At 46.6% G+C, this 20,017-nt stretch carries 14 protein-coding genes; 7 read left to right on the plus strand and 7 right to left on the minus strand.

What is annotated here, in order from left to right; all coding sequences use genetic code 11:
- Window positions 1-14 precede the first annotated feature (14 nt).
- The 6 genes from IGK85_RS11070 to IGK85_RS11095 all read right to left on the minus strand — a co-directional run bounded on the left by IGK85_RS11070 (window position 15) and on the right by IGK85_RS11095 (window position 8,375).
- Complete coding sequence (locus IGK85_RS11070; RefSeq protein WP_005225516.1) at window positions 15-935, minus strand: carbohydrate ABC transporter permease; 921 nt, start codon at window positions 933-935, stop codon at window positions 15-17.
- A 13-nt stretch (window positions 936-948) separates the two neighbouring features.
- A complete protein-coding gene (locus IGK85_RS11075; protein WP_086294872.1) occupies window positions 949-1,830 on the minus strand; it encodes an ABC transporter permease in 882 nt (293 codons plus the stop codon).
- Window positions 1,831-2,070: 240 nt separating this feature from the next.
- Entirely contained in the window at window positions 2,071-3,462 is a 1,392-nt protein-coding gene (locus tag IGK85_RS11080; protein WP_008378956.1) for a glycoside hydrolase family 1 protein, read from the minus strand.
- A complete protein-coding gene (locus IGK85_RS11085) occupies window positions 3,455-4,330 on the minus strand; it encodes an ROK family protein (protein ID WP_005234751.1) in 876 nt (291 codons plus the stop codon). The genes IGK85_RS11080 and IGK85_RS11085 overlap by 8 nt, the downstream gene beginning before the upstream one ends.
- Before the next feature lie 3 nt (window positions 4,331-4,333).
- Entirely contained in the window at window positions 4,334-7,012 is a 2,679-nt protein-coding gene (locus IGK85_RS11090) for a glycoside hydrolase family 38 C-terminal domain-containing protein (protein WP_218193211.1), read from the minus strand.
- A 73-nt stretch (window positions 7,013-7,085) separates the two neighbouring features.
- Window positions 7,086-8,375 carry a glycoside hydrolase family 125 protein gene (locus IGK85_RS11095; RefSeq protein ID WP_008378962.1) on the minus strand — a complete coding sequence of 430 codons (1,290 nt, stop codon included), beginning with the start codon at window positions 8,373-8,375 and terminating at the stop codon, window positions 7,086-7,088.
- 155 nt (window positions 8,376-8,530) lie between these two features.
- On the opposite strand from IGK85_RS11095, the gene IGK85_RS11100 reads away from it, so the two are divergent.
- Window positions 8,531-9,583: a GntR family transcriptional regulator gene (locus tag IGK85_RS11100; RefSeq protein WP_005234743.1), complete on the plus strand. Its 1,053-nt coding sequence runs from the start codon at window positions 8,531-8,533 to the stop codon at window positions 9,581-9,583.
- Between the two features lie 5 nt (window positions 9,584-9,588).
- Window positions 9,589-11,739, plus strand: a complete 2,151-nt coding sequence (locus IGK85_RS11105; protein WP_008378965.1) for a GH92 family glycosyl hydrolase — start codon at window positions 9,589-9,591, stop codon at window positions 11,737-11,739.
- A gap of 85 nt (window positions 11,740-11,824) precedes the next feature.
- Here IGK85_RS11105 and IGK85_RS11110 read toward each other — a convergent pair whose 3' ends face one another.
- Window positions 11,825-12,631, minus strand: coding sequence for a Cof-type HAD-IIB family hydrolase (locus IGK85_RS11110; protein ID WP_008378966.1), 807 nt, complete (start codon window positions 12,629-12,631; stop codon window positions 11,825-11,827).
- 172 nt (window positions 12,632-12,803) lie between these two features.
- On the opposite strand from IGK85_RS11110, the gene IGK85_RS11115 reads away from it, so the two are divergent.
- From IGK85_RS11115 to IGK85_RS11135, 5 genes are all read left to right on the plus strand, one after another.
- Window positions 12,804-13,799, plus strand: coding sequence for an ROK family protein (locus IGK85_RS11115; protein WP_008378969.1), 996 nt, complete (start codon window positions 12,804-12,806; stop codon window positions 13,797-13,799).
- Between the two features lie 37 nt (window positions 13,800-13,836).
- Window positions 13,837-15,678 (plus strand): FAD/NAD(P)-binding protein, encoded by a 1,842-nt coding sequence (locus IGK85_RS11120; RefSeq protein ID WP_008378971.1) that lies wholly within the window; start codon window positions 13,837-13,839, stop codon window positions 15,676-15,678.
- A 189-nt stretch (window positions 15,679-15,867) separates the two neighbouring features.
- On the plus strand, window positions 15,868-16,806 hold the full coding sequence (locus IGK85_RS11125; RefSeq protein ID WP_008378973.1) for an AAA family ATPase: 939 nt from the start codon (window positions 15,868-15,870) through the stop codon (window positions 16,804-16,806).
- 2 nt (window positions 16,807-16,808) lie between these two features.
- Window positions 16,809-17,852: a DUF58 domain-containing protein gene (locus tag IGK85_RS11130; RefSeq protein WP_008378975.1), complete on the plus strand. Its 1,044-nt coding sequence runs from the start codon at window positions 16,809-16,811 to the stop codon at window positions 17,850-17,852.
- Window positions 17,849-19,987 (plus strand): transglutaminase-like domain-containing protein, encoded by a 2,139-nt coding sequence (locus IGK85_RS11135; RefSeq protein WP_008378977.1) that lies wholly within the window; start codon window positions 17,849-17,851, stop codon window positions 19,985-19,987. The genes IGK85_RS11130 and IGK85_RS11135 overlap by 4 nt, the downstream gene beginning before the upstream one ends.
- Window positions 19,988-20,017 lie beyond the last annotated feature (30 nt).

Here is a 20,017-nt window from a genome sequence, read left to right on the forward strand (position 1 = left end):
CTATACTTATTTAATTATTCTTTGACGCCACCAATTGTCAGACCACCGACAAAATACCGTTGGAAGAATGGATAGGTGATCGCAATCGGTAAGGTTGCAACAACAACGATTGCCATGCGAGCAGTTTCGCTTGGCAAAGCGGCCAAACCGCCTTGGATCTGGGCAGCCATACCGGAGCTTTTGGCTAGATAGTCCAAGTTGCTTTGAATCCGCATCAAAAGTGCTTGTAACGGCACTAAAGAGTCTTTTTGAATATACAACAATGCATTGAACCAGTCGTTCCAATAGCCAAGAGCGGCAAATAGACTGATCGTTGCGATTCCTGGAACCGCTAACGGCAACACGATGGACAGAAAAATCTTCATTTCGCTGGCACCGTCGATCCGCGCAGATTCTATAATACTATCTGGTACCGTCTTTTTAAAGAAGGTCCGCATAACAAGGATATTAAAAGGCCCTAAGGCAAGGGGTAAGATCAATGCCCAAATCGTGTCTTTCAATTGGATCAAGTTGACCATCACTAAGTAATTGGCAACCATCCCTGGCGCAAATAACATGGTGATCAAAGCGAAGATCGTAAAGAACCGACGGAATGGAAAATTTGAGCGAGAGATGACATAGGCATATAGCGAAGTCATCGTTGCATTGACGAAGGTACCAAAAACAGTGATAAAAATAGATACGCCAAATGCTTGGAAAATTTTGCTGCTCATTTGTCCGCTAAACAGGTAGGTATATGCTGCGAACGAAAATTCTTGTGGCCAAAAGCGATAGCCGTTTTCTGCCAAAGAGGTTTCACTGGTCAATGAGATCGCGATCACAAAGAGAAACGGCAAGACACAGGAAATCGCGAACAGACCGATCACGATATTAAAAATCAGGTTGACCGTTGGGTTAAAGGAGCGGATCTCGACTTTCGTTACTTTTTTCTTCATTTATCCATCCTCCTTAGAATAATGCTGAATCTGGTTCTAGTTTACGAACAACCAAATTCGCTGTTAGTAATAATAATGCCCCAACCACTGATTGATAAAGGCCGGCAGCTGCGGTCATCCCGAAGTCGCCTGTGGCAGTCAGTCCATTATAAATGTACGTATCTAAAACGGAGGTGACTTGGTACAACGCCCCAGAGTTTCGTGGGACTTGATAGAAAAGTCCGAAGTCGGCACGGAAGATCCCACCGATGTTCAAAATCAACAAGACGGAAATCATTGGAATCAGTTGTGGCAACGTCACATTTTTAATCTGCTGCCATTTGCTGGCGCCATCGACCATCGCGGCTTCGTAATACGTTTGATCGATCCCGACCACTGACGCATAATAGATGATGCTGTTGTAGCCTAAGCTCTTCCAGACATTCATAAAGACGAAAATAAACGGCCACCATTTCGGATCAGCATACCAGTTGATTCCTTCACCGCCCATACCCGTGATCCATTGGTTGATGATCCCTTTGTCTGGACTCAAAAAGGCATAGACAAAGTACGAAATAACCACCCAAGAAAGGAAGTACGGCAACAGGGACATCGTGTGATAAACTTTTACCAAACGCTTATTGCGTAGCTCACTCATTATAATGGCAAAGGCAATCGCAAAGAATAGGTTGAATGCTAAAAATACGATATTGTAGAGTAACGTATTTCTAGTGATCAGCCAAGCATCATTGGATGCAAATAAAAATTTAAAGTTATCAAAGCCGACCCACGGGCTTTGTTTCAAACTGGCAAAAAAGCCGTCTGGTGAAATGTGGAAATCTTTGAACGCCACCACATTTGCGAATACAGGTATATAGAAAAAAAAGATAAACCAGACAACACCTGGCAAAGCCATCAATATTAACGCTTTGTATTGCCAGACATTCCTCCAAAACCCCTTTTTCTTCACATCTCATCATCTCCTTCATGCTATTAGAATAACGCTTTCATCCCTAAAAAATAAGGAACAAACTAAAGATAAAATGAAACAAATTAAAGGTCTTTGTTTATATTTTGTTTTTATTCTCTAAAAACCAGAAAAACGTCCTACCTTTTGCAAGATAGGACGCTTCATTGAGTTGTTTTTTACAAAGGATCAATCGACAAAGCCGTTTTGCTGAATCACTTCGCGGAACCACTCACCTGACTTTTTGATGGTGCGTTTTTGGGTAGCCAAATCAACGGCAATAAACCCGTAACGATTTTTGAATTCATTCAGCCAAGACCAATTATCCATGCAAGTCCACATGTGATACCCGCGGCACCGGCTGCCTTCTTGGATTCCTTGGTGAACATACCGCAAATGATCTTTGATAAAGGTGATGCGGTACTCATCTTGGATCTGACCGCTGGCATCGATAAAGCGTGTTTCATCTTCGACTCCCATGCCGTTTTCTGAAATATAACAAGGGATATTGCCGTAGTTGTCTCGTAGGTTGATCAAGGTATCATAAATGCCTCGTTCATAAATTTCCCAGCCTCGATGGGGATTGATTTTCTTTTCTGGCCAATCATAAACATCGAAGTAATCTTCTGGCATTGGAGTGTCAGCTGTTTTGGCAGAACGCTTTTGCTGCACCCGCCGCGGCTGATAATAGTTGACCCCCAAGAGATCGACCGTGTTTTCTTTAATGATCTGCAAATCTTCTGCTCTAGTTTCTGGCATGATCGCCAACTCGTTTAAGACAGTGATCAATTCTTCCGGAAAGGTGCCTTTGACCGCTGGATCTAAGAAGGAACGGTTGAAAAAGGCATCTGCCAGTTGCGCCGCTTGGCCATCTTTTTCATCATTCGGATCTTTCGGATAGGTCGGTGTCAAATTCAAGATGATGCCGATTTCGCCTGATTGCTGAGACTGACGGAAGCGTTGGATCGCTAAAGCGCTGGCGAGTGCTTCATGGTAGCCGACTTGCACCGCATGTGCCAAGTTGATTTCTGCTGGGTAATGCTGTTGATACAAATACCCCATCTCCACTGGCACGATCGGTTCATTTTGCGTGAACCAATGACGGACTTGATCACCGAACAACTCAAAACACAAAGCGGCATAATCTGCAAATGCTGTGACAGTCTCGCGATTGAGCCAGCCGCCTTCTTTTTGCAGTGCCATCGGCATATCAAAATGATACAAATTGATGAAAGGCTCGATGCCATTTTCGATCAAAGTGGCGAAGTACTCGCGATAAAACGCCACCGCTTGTTGATTGACCGCTCCTCTTCCTTCTGGCAGCAAGCGACTCCACTGGATCGAGGTTCGAAAAGAATTAAAGCCGATCTCTTTCATCAATGCTACATCTTCTGGGTAACGCTGCAGCAGCTGGACGGTATCTTTGGGTCCCCGTTTTTGATAAAAGCGTTCTGGTTCCGTTGCGTACCAATAGTCCCAAATCGAATCGCCTTTGCCATCATCGGCCGTTCGTCCTTCAGTTTGCGGACCGCTGGCAGCGGCTCCCCACCAAAAATCTTTAGGAAAATGCAGGTTAGTCATGGGCAGTCACCTGCTCTTTGCCTAACAAGAGACAGCCGATAATGCCACTTTTGTTCGGCAAGCCCCAAGTGACGATGTAGTCTTCCACTGGTGGTGTCTCCATATAGCCTGCCATTTGTTTCAGGAAGGCTTGTTGGATTTGAGCGAGTAAATGCGGCTGATTCATGACCCCACCGCCTAAAATGATTATCTCAGGTGCTAAAGTTAACGTGATATTGACCAGCGCTTGCCCTAGATAAAAGGCCTGCAACCCCCAAATCTCGTGCGCTTGCGGCAAGTCTTGTCCTTTGATCCCCGTACGTCCTTCCAAAGAAGGCCCTGCGGCTAATCCTTCCAGACAGTCGCCGTGATACGGGCATGTACCAGCATACATATCTTCACTGTGACGTTTGACATAGGTATGACCGATTTCTGGATGACCGATCCCTTCGAAAATCTTTCCTTCACGAACGACCCCGGCGCCAATGCCGGTCCCGACCGTCAAATAGACACAGCTGTCTTTGCCTTGTGCCGCTCCTTGGCGTAATTCTCCATAAGCGGCAGCATTGACATCTGTTGTCCAAGCAAATGCTGTCTCTGGGTAGCGCTTCTTCAACGCACCGAGAAAATCGAACTGCTGCCAGCCCTGTTTCGGCGTGGCTAGTATGTGGCCATAGGTCGCTTGGGTTGGATCGATCCCGATCGGACCAAAGGAACCGACCCCTAATGACACGAGATCGTAGGGATCGAAAAAGGCAAAGATCGCCGCTAACGTTTCCTCTGGCGTTGTCGTTGGGATCGACTCTTGGGCGATGATCGTCAGCTGTTCATCGGCAACGGCACAAATCATTTTTGTGCCGCCGGCTTCAATTCCTCCGTAAACCATCATTTCTCACTCCTTTACTCCAATGGTTCGAATTTCATATGGGTGTAATTGCTCATTGACGGACGATGCTTGTTCTTCCTCTAATAGGTTCAACAGACAGAGTGTCGCCTGCTCTTTTTGCACATGAAAGGCAGTGGCTTGATCCGCCAAATTATAGCCCCGCAAAACGATCTGCTGGTCTTGGCGATTGCGTTTTAAGGCGGTGATAGCTACCGTTGTTCCATGAGCTTCCATGTATTGGTTGCTGCTGGCTAGCTTGCCTTGATGCTTGTCGGTCTGGCTTGCCGTCCAAGGAACTTGGGCAGCTTGTGCTTGGCGATACGTTTCATAACGTTCTTCAGGAGCCCCATGACAGGCTACGCCATATTCAAAGGTGTGGCTGCCTAAGCATTGCGCTTCTGGTGTTGGGAAGTAGCCCCAATCGCCTAGCTCTCCCGTACAGCGCAACAAGGTCAAGCAGATCTGATCCTTCACGATTTCATATTCGTTCAAACCAAAATTAGAAACCGTCATGCCGCCTGTTTCATCATGCAAGTTGACAAAGGCGTGTTGATGCTGCGGATTCGTTGGGTTTTCCCAATGACTGGAAACCTGATTCGGCCGTTTTACGACTTCATAAATGCTGTCAGCTTCATGGAAATCCGTGATGATCCCTGTTGGGAATAAAACCCGCAGTCGGTGATCTTTGCTTTGGTTGTTGACGGTGGTTTTAAATGCCAGGCGGTTGCTGGTTCGTTCTAAGCGAATCTCCGTCTCGATCTTGAAAGCAACCAATTCTTGACTCCGCTGTGCTTTACGGAAACGGAAATCGACGACAGCTTTTTGTTCTTCTAACAAACGGTCATCTGCTGAAACAGGAATCTGTAATTCTTGTGTCAGTCGCACAATTCCCACCAGCGGATCGTTTTGTTCGATCGTCACCTGATGCGGAAATTGCGTCGATAAGATTGCTTGATCCCCTTCTGGTTGTTTGAAGATGTACTCATTGGCGATATCCCCCACATCCTCGAAAACCAGTAAATTGCGATACGTTTTTTGGGTTGCTTTGTCTGTAATCGTCAAGCTGCCGTTTTCAGTAATGACGGCTTCCAAATGTGCGTTGGCAAGTTTACGCCCTCCTTCTGAAACGATCGGTGCACTCTCTACTGGCGTAGCGGCTTTTTCCACTAGGGCAAAGGTCTGCCATGAGAATTCTGGCAACTGGTTTGCTTCTACTTGGACCGTGACAAAGCGTTTCATGAAAGGAATCCGAAAGGCATCTTTAGGCAATTCATAGTCAAAAAGGACCTCTTCTTCACTGATGATCGCAGCAACAGGTTTCCCCTGTTCATCGATCACCGAATAAGAACCTTTTGGCTTCGCCAATAATTCGTGGTAAAGCTTGCTTGGCAATCCTTCACGGAATGTTTTACGCTCAAGTTCGATCACGACTTCCACTAAACCAGAACGGGTGCTGCCAGTGGTGTTGAAGACCACAAAGGGACGACTCTCCTCAGGAAACCTGCTCGTGTCGATGGCGGCTACTAAATTGCGTAACGCTTCATCTGCCACGAACTTACCAATTTCATTGGCTTTTTCAAAGCGCGGCATCATTTCTCGGTGTACTTCGTCCACTGAACAGCCGCAGATACTGTCGTGAGGATGATTTTGCATCAGTGTTTTCCACGCATGATCCAACATATCGTGAGGATAGCTGTCGCTTGCTTCATAAGCCATAGTTGCTAATGGTTCAGCGACATTTTCTAATTGGCGGGAAACCTTTGTATTCCATTGTTTCAGATAGACTCGGGAAGAGGCGGTATTGGCTAGAGTATACCAACCATCGGTTTCTTGACTGGTCAATTCACCGGTGACAGTTCCTAGGTCATCTGGCAGATCTGCTTGCACCGCTTCAAGGTATTCGGTAAAGCTGGCGTGTTTGAATTCATACTCTGGGAAAAGCTCGTTAGCTGTACGAATCGCTGCCGAAATGTCTTTTTGGACAGGTTGATGATCGACCCCATTCATCATTAAGTAATGATTGGTGGCACCAAATTTCTCTACATCTTGCAATTTTTGCGTCCAAAAAGCTTCGGCTTCTGCTTTATCCACCGGAATCTCATTGCCATTGGAGTACCAGTTGGCAAAAAGTAGACCAAAGATTTGACTGCCATCTGGTCCTTCCCAATGCATTTCAGAATATTGGGAAGTAAATTGATCATCGGGTAAAACTTCGTTGTCAAAGCCGATTGGTTTGACGCCACGTCCAAATGCAGCACTTTCAAGATTGGCTTGCAGCATCATTTGCGGGGTTTGCCCCATATTGCCGAAAGTATCTGGGAAATACCCCAACATAACAGGGGTGCCCCACTTTTTGCTTTCTGCCATTCCAATCAGCATATTACGGGTGTTTGATTCAGCACTGATCAAAAAGTCATCTTGCAAAATATAAAACGGACCGATCTGTAATTTTCCTTGTTTGATGGCCGCTTTGACCGCTTCGCGTTTTTCAGGTCGCACTTCTAAATAGTCATCCAAGATGATCGTCTGCCCATCTAGATGGAAGCTGTGGAACTCAGGGTCATTTTCAATTAACTCTAAAAGATCATCCATCAATTCAACTAGCCGCATGTGATGCTGTTCGTAAGGCATGTACCATTCCCGATCCCAGTGGCTGTGAGAGATGATATAAACTTGTTTCTTCATTGATTTTTACTCCTCGCTGTTTGCGTCGTTGGACTGCTTTTTGTGTCACTCGAACGGTCGTGGGTCGTGCTGCTTATTTTTCCACTCGGATATCGAAATAATCCATGACCAATTCACAAAACATCATGTTCGCCCAAGAGAACCATTCTCTCGTGTATTGCGAAGGATCATCGACATCGAACCCTTCATGCATCAAATTTGTACCCGCATCTGTCGCCACTAACTGATCCAAAATTCGTTTCTTTTCTTCTTTGTCAGTGGCGGTCATGCCTTCCATTGCCATGGCGATCGGCCACACATAATTTTCTGGCGTATGAGAGCTGCCAATGCCTTTAGCGTATTTGCCTTCATAGAAATACGGATTTTCACTGCTCAACAACGTTTTACGGGTCTGAAGATAAAGGGGATCTTCCATACTGCCATACCCCAAGTAAGGGGCGGCGATCAAATTCGGCACGTTGCTGTCATCCATCAGTGTGCCATTGCCGAATCCATCCACTTCATACGCGTAGACTTCTTCGCCAGCTTGATTTTTGGTCAACCCGTATGCTTTAATCCCTGCTTCGATCTCTGCTTGCAATTTTTTCGCTTGTGCCACGATCGCTGTGTCTTCTAAAACCGTCGTAAAGATTTCTTGGATATAGCCTAAGACCACCACCGCAAACATATTGGAGGGAATCAAATAGCCGTATTTGCAGGCATCATCACTTGGTCGAAAACCTGACCAAGTCAAGCCAACGGGTTTCACCGGCGCGCCTTTGCCGTCATGAGTCAAGGTATCTTCTTTTCGCCAGGTATCCCGTTCAAAGCGATACGGGGATTCCTCATGGTTTTGTTCTGTTACAAACACCTCCAAGGCTTTTTTGATGCCTGTTACAAAATCATCATTGAACTGATCTGTTCTGCCTGTGTTTTTATATAGCAGATAGGCCAGTTGGATCGGATAACACAAAGAATCGATCTCATATTTGCGTTCCCAGATCCAATCGTTCATTTCTGTATCGTCTGTTTGGTGGCCAGCGCCATTGGCTGATTCGTTAAAGGCATTTGCGTAAGGATCGATCGTAATATAGTAGAATTGCTTCTTGACCAACCCGCTGATCATACTTGCTAAGTCTTCATCTTCTTTGGCGATCACTAAATACGGACGAACTTGCGCAGTGGAATCTCGCAGCCACATGGCTGGAATATCCCCCGTCAGTAAAAAGGTCGTGCCATCCTCATGACGCTTGACCGTCGTTAATAGTGTATTAGCAAAAGCTGCATTAAAATTTTTCGCCCAATCGGCATGCGTTTCTCCGCATAGATCCGTAATCGTTTCCATAAATGTTGCTACTGAAGTTGGTATTTCTTTATAAACCATTCCATCACCTTCCCTGATTTGATATATCAATTTACGAACCTAGTATATCATGAATCATGTGAATGTCTAGCGCTTTTTCAAAATAATTAAAGGGTTTTCATTTTTATCGGTTTATGGTATGCTAACAAATATGATATATCAAAAGGGGTTTTCTTATGAAACAACCATTATATAAAAAAATTTACTCGGAGCTTCACGAAGCCATCGTTGAAGGGCGATTAGCTCCGGGCAGTCGTGTCCCTACTGAAAAAGAACTATCTGAACAATACCAAGTCAGTCGGATCACCTCTAAAAGAGCCTTGACGGAACTGGAACAAAATCAGCTGATCTATCGCGTGCAAGGCAGCGGCAGCTTTGTCCGAGAATTGAAGGAAAAAAAAGCGACTGGACGTATTTTGTTTGTCTTGCCCTTTGCCAATGATCTCTCTTTAGGAAACTTTACCGAAGGCATTTACCCCGTGATGCAAGAACACGGCTTTGAACTTTTGATGACACCAGTGGATTATTTGGAAAAAACGACGGCAGCTGAGCTGATGCAAGAATTCGACGGCCTGATCTATTACGCCAGCAATACGTTTTCTTACTATGACTTGCTGTTCGAATGTGCTGAAAAACACTTTCCTATCGTGACCTTAGATAAAAAGCTGCATGAGTTTGATTTTCCAGCGGTCATGCCAGATAACTTTCAAGGTGGACAGCTAGCTACGGAGCATTTACTTGCGTTGGGGCATCAACGGATCGCTTATATTTTTGGTGATACCCATCATCCACAATCCGTCCGTCAGCGTTATCTAGGTTACATCGATGCGCTGAAAAAAGCCCAAAGAACCTTTCGCACCAAGCTCGACGACACAGCTGCCAGTATCGCAAATGCGCTTGCCTACCTGGAAGAACATCAGGTCACGGCAGCCGTCTGTGAAAATGACTTGATCGCCATCGAATTGATGCGTGCACTGCGTCAAGCAGATTTGCACGTCCCTGCCAACATTTCCCTGGTTGGTTTCGATAATATCCAAGCCGCTGCCCTCGTTGATCCAGCACTAACGACCATCGGGCAGAATTTTGCGGAGATGGGGCGCTTGGCAGGAAACCAAGTGATTGAGAAAATCAACGCTGCGAAGGCAGCACCCCCAGTACCAACGGAGACGACCACCCATTTAGTGGCTGTTTCTTTGATCAAAAGAGAATCAACCCAATTAAAGGAGTGAACCAAGTGAACGTATCAATGATCGACACACGACACGGAACAGACAACCAATATAGTTTTTCCCATGGCAACTGCCTGCCTTATACAGGGGTTCCTTTTGGCATGAACTACTTTGCCCCGCAAACCAGTGATCAACGAGGCAGTTGGTGGTTTCATCCAGAAGATCGAACCTTTCAGGGCTTTCGCATCACCCATCAGCCTAGCCCTTGGATGGGTGATTTCAGCCATCTGACGATGCTGCCGATAAACGGCACGCTTTCTGAAAATACCCTTTTCCATGCGCAAAGCTCGTATCGTCCGGAAGAAAGCACCTTTAATCCAGCCTTTCTTAAAATCAAGACGCAGCGGTATTTAACAACAACGACTTTGATTCCCAGTATGTATGGCGGTGTGCTGTCTATTGAAAACTGCGGGGATCAGCCGGGTCTTGGCTTGTCACTGCCGGGTGACTATGTCTTAGAACAGTTGGATGAACAGATAGTGGCTGGTCAACTGATCGTATTTTCAGGATGCGAAGACGAAAGCTTCACCTTCCATTTCGTCTATCGTTTTGAAACACCCATCACGGCGATCGAAGGTGCCTTGACAGGCAAAGAAGCCTTCGTCGTTCTCCGCTTTGATGATTGCCAAACACAGACGATCCGTTTTGCAACCTCGTTTCTCAGTCGCGAACAAGCTTGTTTGAACTTGCAGCGGGAACAGCAATGGGCTCCTGCCGATTATCTGGCTTCTGTCCAACAGCAATGGAATCATTTTTTGCAAAAAATCGAGATCGAGCATCACGATCAAGCACAAGTTTCTACTTTTTATCATAATTTTTATCGCTTATTCTTGTTTCCTCAAACCTTCTTCGAAATCGATCAAGAGGGTCGCAAAGTGCACTGGGATACCTTGGCAAAAGCGATCAAACCAGGACCACTGTACACAAACAACGGCTTTTGGGATACGTATAAAACTGTCTACCCGCTCTTTTCACTCTTGGCTGTCGAACAATTGGAAGACATGCTGGAAGGCTTTTTGAACAGTTATCGCGAAAGCGGCTTTTTACCAAAATGGCTATCACCTGATGAGCGTGGATTGATGCCCGGGACGCTGATCGATGCCGTGATCGCTGATGCCGCAGTAAAAGGCATTCGTCCCGATTTGATGCCCGAATTTTTAGCAGCGATGAAAAAAGGTGCCACCGTCCAAAGTGAAAATCCCAATTATGGTCGGCGCGGCACGACGGACTATTTGACTTACGGGTATGTGCCATTGACGCATCATGAATCGGTCAATCACACCCTTGATTATTGTTACAGTGATTTTTGTATCTCACAAGTCGCGCAACAGCTGGGTGACGAGCAAGCAGACTATTATCAGCAGCAATCGCAAAATTACCGCAACATTTTCGATCAGGAGACCGGCTTTATGCGGGCAAAAGACCCAGATGGCGCTTTTCGTCCAGAGTTTAGTGACACACGCTGGGGCTTGGATTATGCAGAAGGCAGTGCGTGGCAAAGTAGTTTTGCTGTTTACCATGATTTCGCTGGCTTGATCACTGCACACGGCGGCAAAGCGGCCTTTGAAGCAAAACTGATCGACTTGTGCAATCAAGAACCTCGCTATACGACAGAAGGCTACGGGTTCGAGATCCATGAAATGAGTGAGATGGCCGCACTCGATTTTGGTCAGCTGGCGATCTCCAATCAGCCAAGCTTCCACTATCCGTATCTATTCAGCTATTTGGGCAAACCAGAAATGGCACAGCCCTTGATCAAGCAGTTACTGACACAGTGCTTCAATGACTCACCAAAAGGCTTTCCTGGCGATGAAGACAACGGCAGCATGGCTGGTTGGTACATCTTCAATGCCTTGGGCTTTTATCCAGTCACACCGGGGACAGGCGAATATGTCATTGGCATGCCCTTATTTGATCAAGCAACACTGCATCTTGCTTCAGGCAAAGACTTAGTGATCAAGAGCACGCCCAATGCGCCGCAACAGCTCTTCGTGGATAAAATTACATTGAACGAAGAACCCTTCGAGCGATTATTTTTCACCCACCAAGAATTGACTGCCGGTGGTACATTGAACTTCCAGCTAGGTATCGTCCCTCGCAGCAAAGAGTGGTCAGCCGATGCCTATCCTTATAGCGTCAGTCAACCACATGCATAACGAAAAAACCGCTCCTTAGCAACAGGCAGCAGTCTACTTTCAGTCAATTGAAAGTGCACGCTGTCCCTGCCAGGGAGCGATTTTTTTATTGTTTCATTTGTAGCGGTAACAGACGTTCGATAGTTTTCAGCACGCCATTTTCATCGTTTGATTTGGTCACAAACGCTGCCGCTGCCTTGACTTCCTCAAAGGCATTGCTCATGGCGAAACTAAACGTGCCAGCTGCCATCAACTCCAAATCGTTCAAGCCATCGCCGAAAACCATTGTCTCCTCGGGTGTGACGTGCAGCAATTCTTGCAAGTGTGCCACAGTCGTTCCTTTGTGGACGCCTTGATTGGTGATATCGATCCAAGCGGCTTCCGAAGCCACGATGTACGCTTCATTGGTAAATTCGCTTAACTGTTGGACATGCTCAAAACAACGTAGTTTGGGATCAAAAATAGTGAGCTTCACAAAATCTTCTGTGATAGTTTGATAATCCGCCACCGTTTTGACCACCCGATAAGAGCCACGCACTTTCTGCGCATCCGCTTCATTGGTTGTGTCAGCAATGTACGCCGCAGTCGGTGTACAAGCGATGATCACATGATCTTGCGCAATCGCAGCGAGCTTCGCAATGATCCGCAGCCCTAATTCGTTTGGCAGCAGCGATTCAAAGATGTACTCTCCTTGATGTTTGATGCGGGTCGCGCTATCCCCAAGAATCCAAACATCCGCTGCTGCTTCACCAAACAGTTCTTCCACTCGTTCACACTGTTTGCCGGTACACGCAGCAAAAGCAACACCCGCTTCTTTCATTTGTTGGCTGACTTGTTCATAATAAGGCCGATCAAAACTGCCTTGGCTGTTCAAAAATGTACCGTCTAAATCTGTGATGACTAATTTGATCATACGTTTCTCTTCCCCTCTACCTCGTGTCCTCTTCATTCCAAATCACTTAATTAATGTTGTTAATTAAGTATACTTATTTTCAAGTTTTCCGTCAAGTCAGTCTTTTAAAAACTTTACATCGTTTCATCCCGTCGGTATACTTAATTAAATCACTTCATTAAGGAGAACATTTATGGCTTCTACCACCCATACCATTCGCCAGCAAAACAAACAGCTGGTTTTAAAAACTTTGTTTCAAAACGGGGCATTATTCGCCTCCGATTTAGTGAAGAAAACCGGCATCAGCATGGTCACCACTAACTCATTATTAAAAGAATTGTTAACAGAGGGGGAAATCACGAAAGGTCCGCTGGAGCAAAAAGAGCTAGGACGACCAGCAGTGACCTATCAGCTAAATCAAGACCGAGGTCATTCTCTTTTGCTTAGCTTTATCGATCACGATGGCTCCTTGGCTCTTTGGTCCATGCTGATCGACCGCAAGGGGAAGGTTTTGGCAAAACACGACCAGCCCTTTCCTGATGTTTCCCCTCATCGCTTTCAAGAATGTGTAACGAACGAGCTGGCATTATTTCCTTCTGTGGAACAGATCGCCCTCTTTTTACCAGGAAAAATCAGTGGAGGAACCGTGACTTCCAGCTGGTATGAAAAATTTAACGGCTGGCAGCTGGCAGCCCTCGTGGCAGAGGTCACTGCACTGCCCTTCTACTGTCAAAACGATGCCCATATTTTAACGATCGGCTATTGCATCGCCCAACAGATCTCCTTGCAGCAAACCATCGTTGGCATGTACAATCCTGAAAAAAGCATGCCCGGTATCACGCTCCTAGTCAATGGTGCGCTTTTAGAAGGAAAAGATGCCCTAGCGGGAGAGGCAAAATTTTTACCCGGCTACTTGGATCAAGGTGCACCGCAAGACCGCACGGCTTTGGTCCAGCGCCTGACAAGCATACTGCCATTTTACAATGCAGCTTTTGCCCCCCACTGTATCATTTTAGCCAGCAGTGATGCAGTAAAAACCGATCTCCTAGACGCGATCCAAAAAAATCCATTGCTGCAGCAACAACCCAATCAGCCCGCTTTCCATTATATCGATGCTATCGATGAAGCCATGGTGCTAGGCATGCACTGGCTGATTTTCCGCAAGACACCTTTTGACTTAGCCCGTTGATGACACAAAGACCATAGAATAATTGAGGTGGTGTGATATGAAAATAGCGATCATTGGTGCTGGTCCTCGTGGACTTTCACTTTCAGAACGGCTGATTGCTCATAGCAAACAAAACAAACAAGCCATCGACTTGCTGCTGTTTGATCCTTTTCTTCCTGGGGCAGTTTGGCGCACGGACCAATCGGCAGATTTGCTATTGAATTCTGTGACCAGCCAAGTCACCCTTTTCACGGATGACACATTAAGCACCGGCGGCCCCGTGGTTAAAGGACCTACCTTATACGAATGGGCAGTGACAGAAGGGAAACATTTCGCAGCCACGCATGCCCCTGAGCTCGTTGCGAAATGCACAGCACTTGATTCACTTGATCCTAACGGGCATTGCTCGCGGGCGTTATATGGACTCTATCAACAGTGGTTTTATCAGCAGTTGTTAATAGAGCTACCTGAATCCATTACCGTCAACCATCTGTCAGATAGTGTCAGCTCTTTGATCCCTCTTTCCAAAAATCGCTACCAGTTGACGACGGCTCACCAAACATTCCTTGTTGATGCCGTCGTCTTAGCTACAGGCCATTCACAGGCCCAACTGTCATCAGGGGAACAACAATTGGCGGCTGCCGCAGAAAATAATGGCTGGTTTTATGCACCGCCAGCCAATGCGGCAGATACGGATCTAACGGCTGTGAAAGCCGGAGAACCTGTGATTTTACGGGGACTAGGACTTGCCTTTTACGATTACGTCACCCGCTTGACCAGTGGTCGGGGCGGAACCTTCGTCAAAGTCAATGAATCCCTCGTCTATCAACCTTCTGGTGAAGAACCGCAAATCATCGCCGGTTCTCGTCGGGGTGTCCCGTATCATCCTCGTGGCCGCAATCAAAAAACACCAACGCAGCAGCGAAAGCCCGTTTTTTTGACCCCTGAACGCCTAGCTGCTTGGCAAGCAGCCAAAACGGTTGCTGGCAAGACACTGCTCTTCTATTTAAAGAAAGAGGCAGAACTCGTCTATTATCAGACGCTGCTTTTAGAAAAACAGCGGCTTGACAAAGAGCAGCTTGACGCTTTTACCACCGCCTTTGTTGCCACGGAAGGATCTGAAGACTTGCTAAAAAAATGGCAGCTTCCTAAGAGGGAATGGTGGTCATGGCACCAACTAGCCGATCCCTTTGCTCAGAAAGAGCAGCAGTCCTTGCAAGACTTTTTCATTGCGCTATTACGTACCCAAATCCAAGATGCCGAAAAAGGCAATCTAGCGGGACCTATCAGCAGTGCCTTGGAAGTCTTCAAAGATCTGCGTGACCCGATTCGGTTTGTTCTCGATCATCAGCTAATGCCAGCAAAAGACCTGAAAACACTCTTTTGGCAGTCTTTCGTTCCCTTTAACAGCTTTTTATCGATCGGTCCGCCGGTTCAACGACTGCAGGAACTGGTCGCCTTGATGGAAGCCGGAGTGGTGACCTTACTAGGTCCTGACATGACTGTTGAGATTGAGGAGGCTTATTGTACGTATTCAAAGCGATTTCCCGACACACGCTATCACGCGACGCAACTAATTGAGGCCCGCATTCCATCGACAGCGATTCGTCGAACCAACAATTCCTTGTTGCGGCAACTGCTAAACGATCGGATCATTCACCCGCACCGGTTGCCGATACCCAATGAGGTGCCTTTTGAGACGGGTGCTATCGCCATCGATTCTGAGACCAATCAGGTCCTTGGACCAGATGAACGCCCCTACACTGCCCTCTATTGTTTCGGGATTCCCACAGAAGGCATCCACTGGCTGACGGCTGCCACTGCTCAGCCAGGAACCGATGCTTGGAATTTACGGCAGGCGGACCAGATCGCCGCTGACCTCTTACACCACATCTTCTAGTCGCTTCTTTTCTATCAAACGCAAACTTCCGAGGAAACGCTTCGGAAGTTTTTTGTTTTTCTTTCGCAAATCCGCAGAAAGGATTTTTTTTTTGAATATTCTTGAAATTTTCTTTAATTGTTACACGAAAATTGCGACAGTCCTAGAAAACCGTTACAATGGAAGAAACGAATGTAGGGAGGTTATCAGATGACCACTGAATTACAAAAAATAGATGCCTTGATCGCAGAAGTGGAAAAAGTGATTTTAGGCAAACGAGATGTGATCCAATTTACCGTGGCTGCGCTGCTTGCTGGCGGACACGTTTTATTCGAAGATATCCCTGGTGTTGGGAAAACGATGTTGGTCAAATCATTAGCCAAAGCCATTCAAAGTGACTACAAACGGGTACAGTTTACCCCAGACCTTTTGCCTAACGATGTGTTAGGTGTGTCGATTTTTAATTCCCAAAGCCACCAGTTCGAGTTTCGTCCCGGCCCGATCTTCACCTCCGTCCTCTTGGCAGATGAGATCAACCGAACCACACCAAGGACGCAAGCCTCGCTCTTAGAAGCCATGTCAGAAAATCATGTCACCATCGACAATCAAACGTACCCATTGAGTCCCCACTTTTTTGTGTTAGCTACCCAAAACCCAATCGAATATGAAGGAACGTATCCTTTGCCTGAAGCCCAATTGGATCGTTTTTTGTTCCGCCTGCATATCGGTTACCCAGATTTTCAAGATGAGCTCGCCCTCTTGACTGGAAAACGACAGCAAAGCTTGGATCAGATCCAAACCATTTTACATGCTGATGAAGTGACCGCTTTGAAAGCGATGGTGGACGACGTGTATGTCGATGAGCGGGTCGCCCGTTACGCATTGCAGCTGGTTCAAGCGAGCCGCCAGCATAATGCCATTGACCTTGGTATCAGTCCTCGTGGTGGGATCGCCTTCTTAAAAGGGGCAAAAGCGTTAGCGTTGACGGAAGGACGGACCTTTGTCACGCCGCAAGACTTGCAGCGAATTTTACCAGCAGTCTTCGGTCATCGTTTATTACTGAAAGGCGGCGTTCATGCTAGCGCGGAGACCCTTTCAGATTTGATGAAACAGATGATCCAACGGGTGCCTGTCCCTACGAGGAAATAGCGATGAAGAAAAAAAAGCTTGAACGCGTGCTGCGCCTCCTGTTGTTTAGCGCTGCCTATTTTTTGCTGCTGGCTTACTGTGTGATCTTTAATAATAATGCCGGTTGGAGCCTCTGGTTTTTACTGACTCTGTTATTGTTGCTTGACGCAGTATTCTTGCTGCCCTCCCTCAAGAAGGTCCAAATCGTTTTAGAAGAATCGATCCAAGCTGAAACACAGACAGCGATCACCTTACCGCTGCAAGTCTTCAAGTATCGCCCGACGCTGCTGCCGCTGGTCGATTTCACCTTGCAGTTTGACGATCGTTTCAAGGAAAGTCATCACAGCGCCTTTTATCGAGGCAATCTGATTCGGCTCCATCTGCCTTGGACCCCAAAGGAGCGCGGCAGCTATGAAGAATTGCCCGTTCAATTGTACAGCCATGATCTCTTTGGCTTTTTTGAAAAAAGCTACGCTGCAGGTGCGAAACAATCGATTTTGATCCTACCGAAATTGAAGCTAGAAGCCGTTGCCCTATTGCCATTTTTTAAACAGCAAGTCCGCAGCCAAACCCACGGGGAACCCAATTTTTCTATTCGACAGTTCCGTCAATACCAGTTAGGGGATTCATTAAAAAATATCGATTGGAAATTATCCAGCAAACAACAGGAATTGATCTATCGCGAACGAGAATACGAAGAAGAACAAGACATCTTTCTGCTCTTTTGGGGAGAAGATCATCCTGCTTTTGAAGAGACCTTGACACTGTTTTATTCGATCCACCATTTCTCACAAAATCAACGACTTTTTCAGCCGCTCTTGATTGGTGACGGATTGACTTCCCCTTACCAAACGGATGCCGCTGCCTATGCCCAGATCCTTCCCTTCGAGAAAGTTCCTGAAGGAGTACCGCTCTTGACTGGCAGCCATCTTATCTTCATTACCCCGGTTTTCACCCCACAACTGGAAAACTACCTCAGTCAGTTGGAAGCAAAAAACAGCTGCCAAGTGTTTACCTACGCTGATTTAATGAGGCAGTTGAATGAACTTGAGGAGGTGGTAGGATGAGATTTATTAAGAAAGCACTGATTGGTCTTTTGACCTTTCTCAGTCTATCACTGGTGATCTTGCCGTTTATCGCAGTTTATGACCTTGGCAATCAGTTCACCCTTTTAACTTATGCCTTTAGTGTCTGTTTGATTTTGACCATCGTGCCGAAAGTCCGTTACAGTTTGCCTTTGCTGGCAGCCGCTTGGCTGATCGTCTTGTATCGGATCTTTCCTTATGGGACTGCCTTTTCTTTTGATTGGCTACTGCGTTTTTGGCTAGACCTGCACCGTGCCTTTCAAGAGATCCTCAGTGGTGAAGTCGGCTATATCACCGAACTGGCGGCGGTGACATTGATCGTTAGTTGGGTCTTGTTTTTAGCGATCTTACCGATTGCTTATCAACGCTTTTTCTTGATTTACGGTACCATGATCGGCTACTTGCTGACAGTCGTGATTTTTAATCAATTTGATTTGACGTGGCATTTGATCGGTATTTTTCTTTGCGCGCTGGCTTCTTCCATGATCCAGCGCAGCGCCTTTCAATCCAGTCAAACGATCGCCCCTTGGTTTGGCGTGATGCTATTGATTGGTGGCTTAGCCGTCACTGCTGTCTACTTGCCGCAGACGAGCGTGCGGGATCAGTTGGCAGCCCGTTCCACGCCTATACGGACAAATCTGAATCAGCTGGGTTTTTATCAATTTATTGAAGAACATGGCACCCCCACTGGTTCTCGCACGGGTTTCAGTGAAAATGATCGTCAATTAGGCGGACCACTACTTGATGATGCGACGATTTTATTTGAAGCGCAACAAGAAACCCCGCATTACTGGCGGGTGGAAAGCAAAGACTTTTATTCTGGTAAAGGCTGGATCAGTACGAGCCGCGAAGACGTTCGCTTGGAAGCAGACGATGTCACCATCGCTGACCAGAGCTATCAACAAACCTATCCTGAGAATGAACAAGTGCGGATCCAATTCCAAAACCATGGAGACTATGTGCCATTGCCCTATGGCCGCAGTAGGTTATCCCTTGAAAGCGGCGCACGTGGCTTTCAAATCAGCGACGCTATTCAACGGGTCGATTTGATTGATTCGCTACCAGACACCACCTTGACCTTCGATTGGGACCATCCAGATTTTGCCGCAGAAAATCTCCAAAATCTGCCTTTGATCTATCCGGATTCTCCGATCGATTATATCCAGTTACCCGATTCTTTGCCGCAGCGGGTACGAGATCTCGCCGCTGAGATCACCACTGACAGCAACAGTCTGTTTGACCGAGTCACCGCAATTGAAAGCTATTTGAAAGATCCGCTCGTATTCCGCTATTCCAAGACCGATGCCGTCGTGCCTGCAGAAGAGCAAGATTACGTTGATCAATTTTTATTTGAATCACAAGTCGGCTACTGCGACAATTTTTCCACGGCAATGGTCGTGCTACTACGGAGTTTAGAGATCCCTGCTCGCTGGGCTAAAGGCTTTTCTCCTGGATCCCCCGTGACAGAAAACGGCATCACTACTTATACTGTCCGTAACTTGAATGCCCACTCATGGGTGGAAGTCTACTTTGACGGATACGGCTGGGTGCCTTTTGAACCGACACCTAGTTTCCAAAATCCAGATCGTCCCGTGTTGACGCAAGAATCTACTAGCTCCGAAGAAACACCGACCGCTAGCAGCGAGACAACACCAACGAGCAATACGGAAACAGAAAGTAGTGAAACCACGACCAGCAGTTCTGCAACAGCCGCGGTTACCGATGATGTTTGGTTGACTGAGGAGCTGAAACAAACGCTGCGTAATGGCTTCTTTGGAGGCTTAGCTCTCCTAGGACTTGGCCTGCTTTTCTATTTCCGCCATTCGTTTTTCCGTATTCATTTATGGTTGATCTGCCGCTTTAACAAACAGCCACTAGTTGCTGCCTATCCTTTGTTTTTAAGGCAAACGACGAAAGTTTTGTACCGTAACGAGGCGGAGCCGTTGATTGATTATGCCCAACGACTCGAAGCATTCTATCCACTGTTTCATGGTGATTTTATCCGCTTGACGCAGCAATACGAAGCCTACCTTTACAGCCAAGAACAGCCGGCTGGTCAAGAAGCCTTCTTGAAGCAAGTCGCTGCCCAAATCAGTCAGCTGAAAAAAATCAACTAAGCAGTGAGGAGAAACGACAAAAAAACGTAT

Source organism: Enterococcus sp. AZ015, assembly GCF_050499225.1.
In the GTDB taxonomy this organism is placed as follows: Bacteria; Bacillota; Bacilli; order Lactobacillales; family Enterococcaceae; genus Enterococcus_D; species Enterococcus_D entomosocium.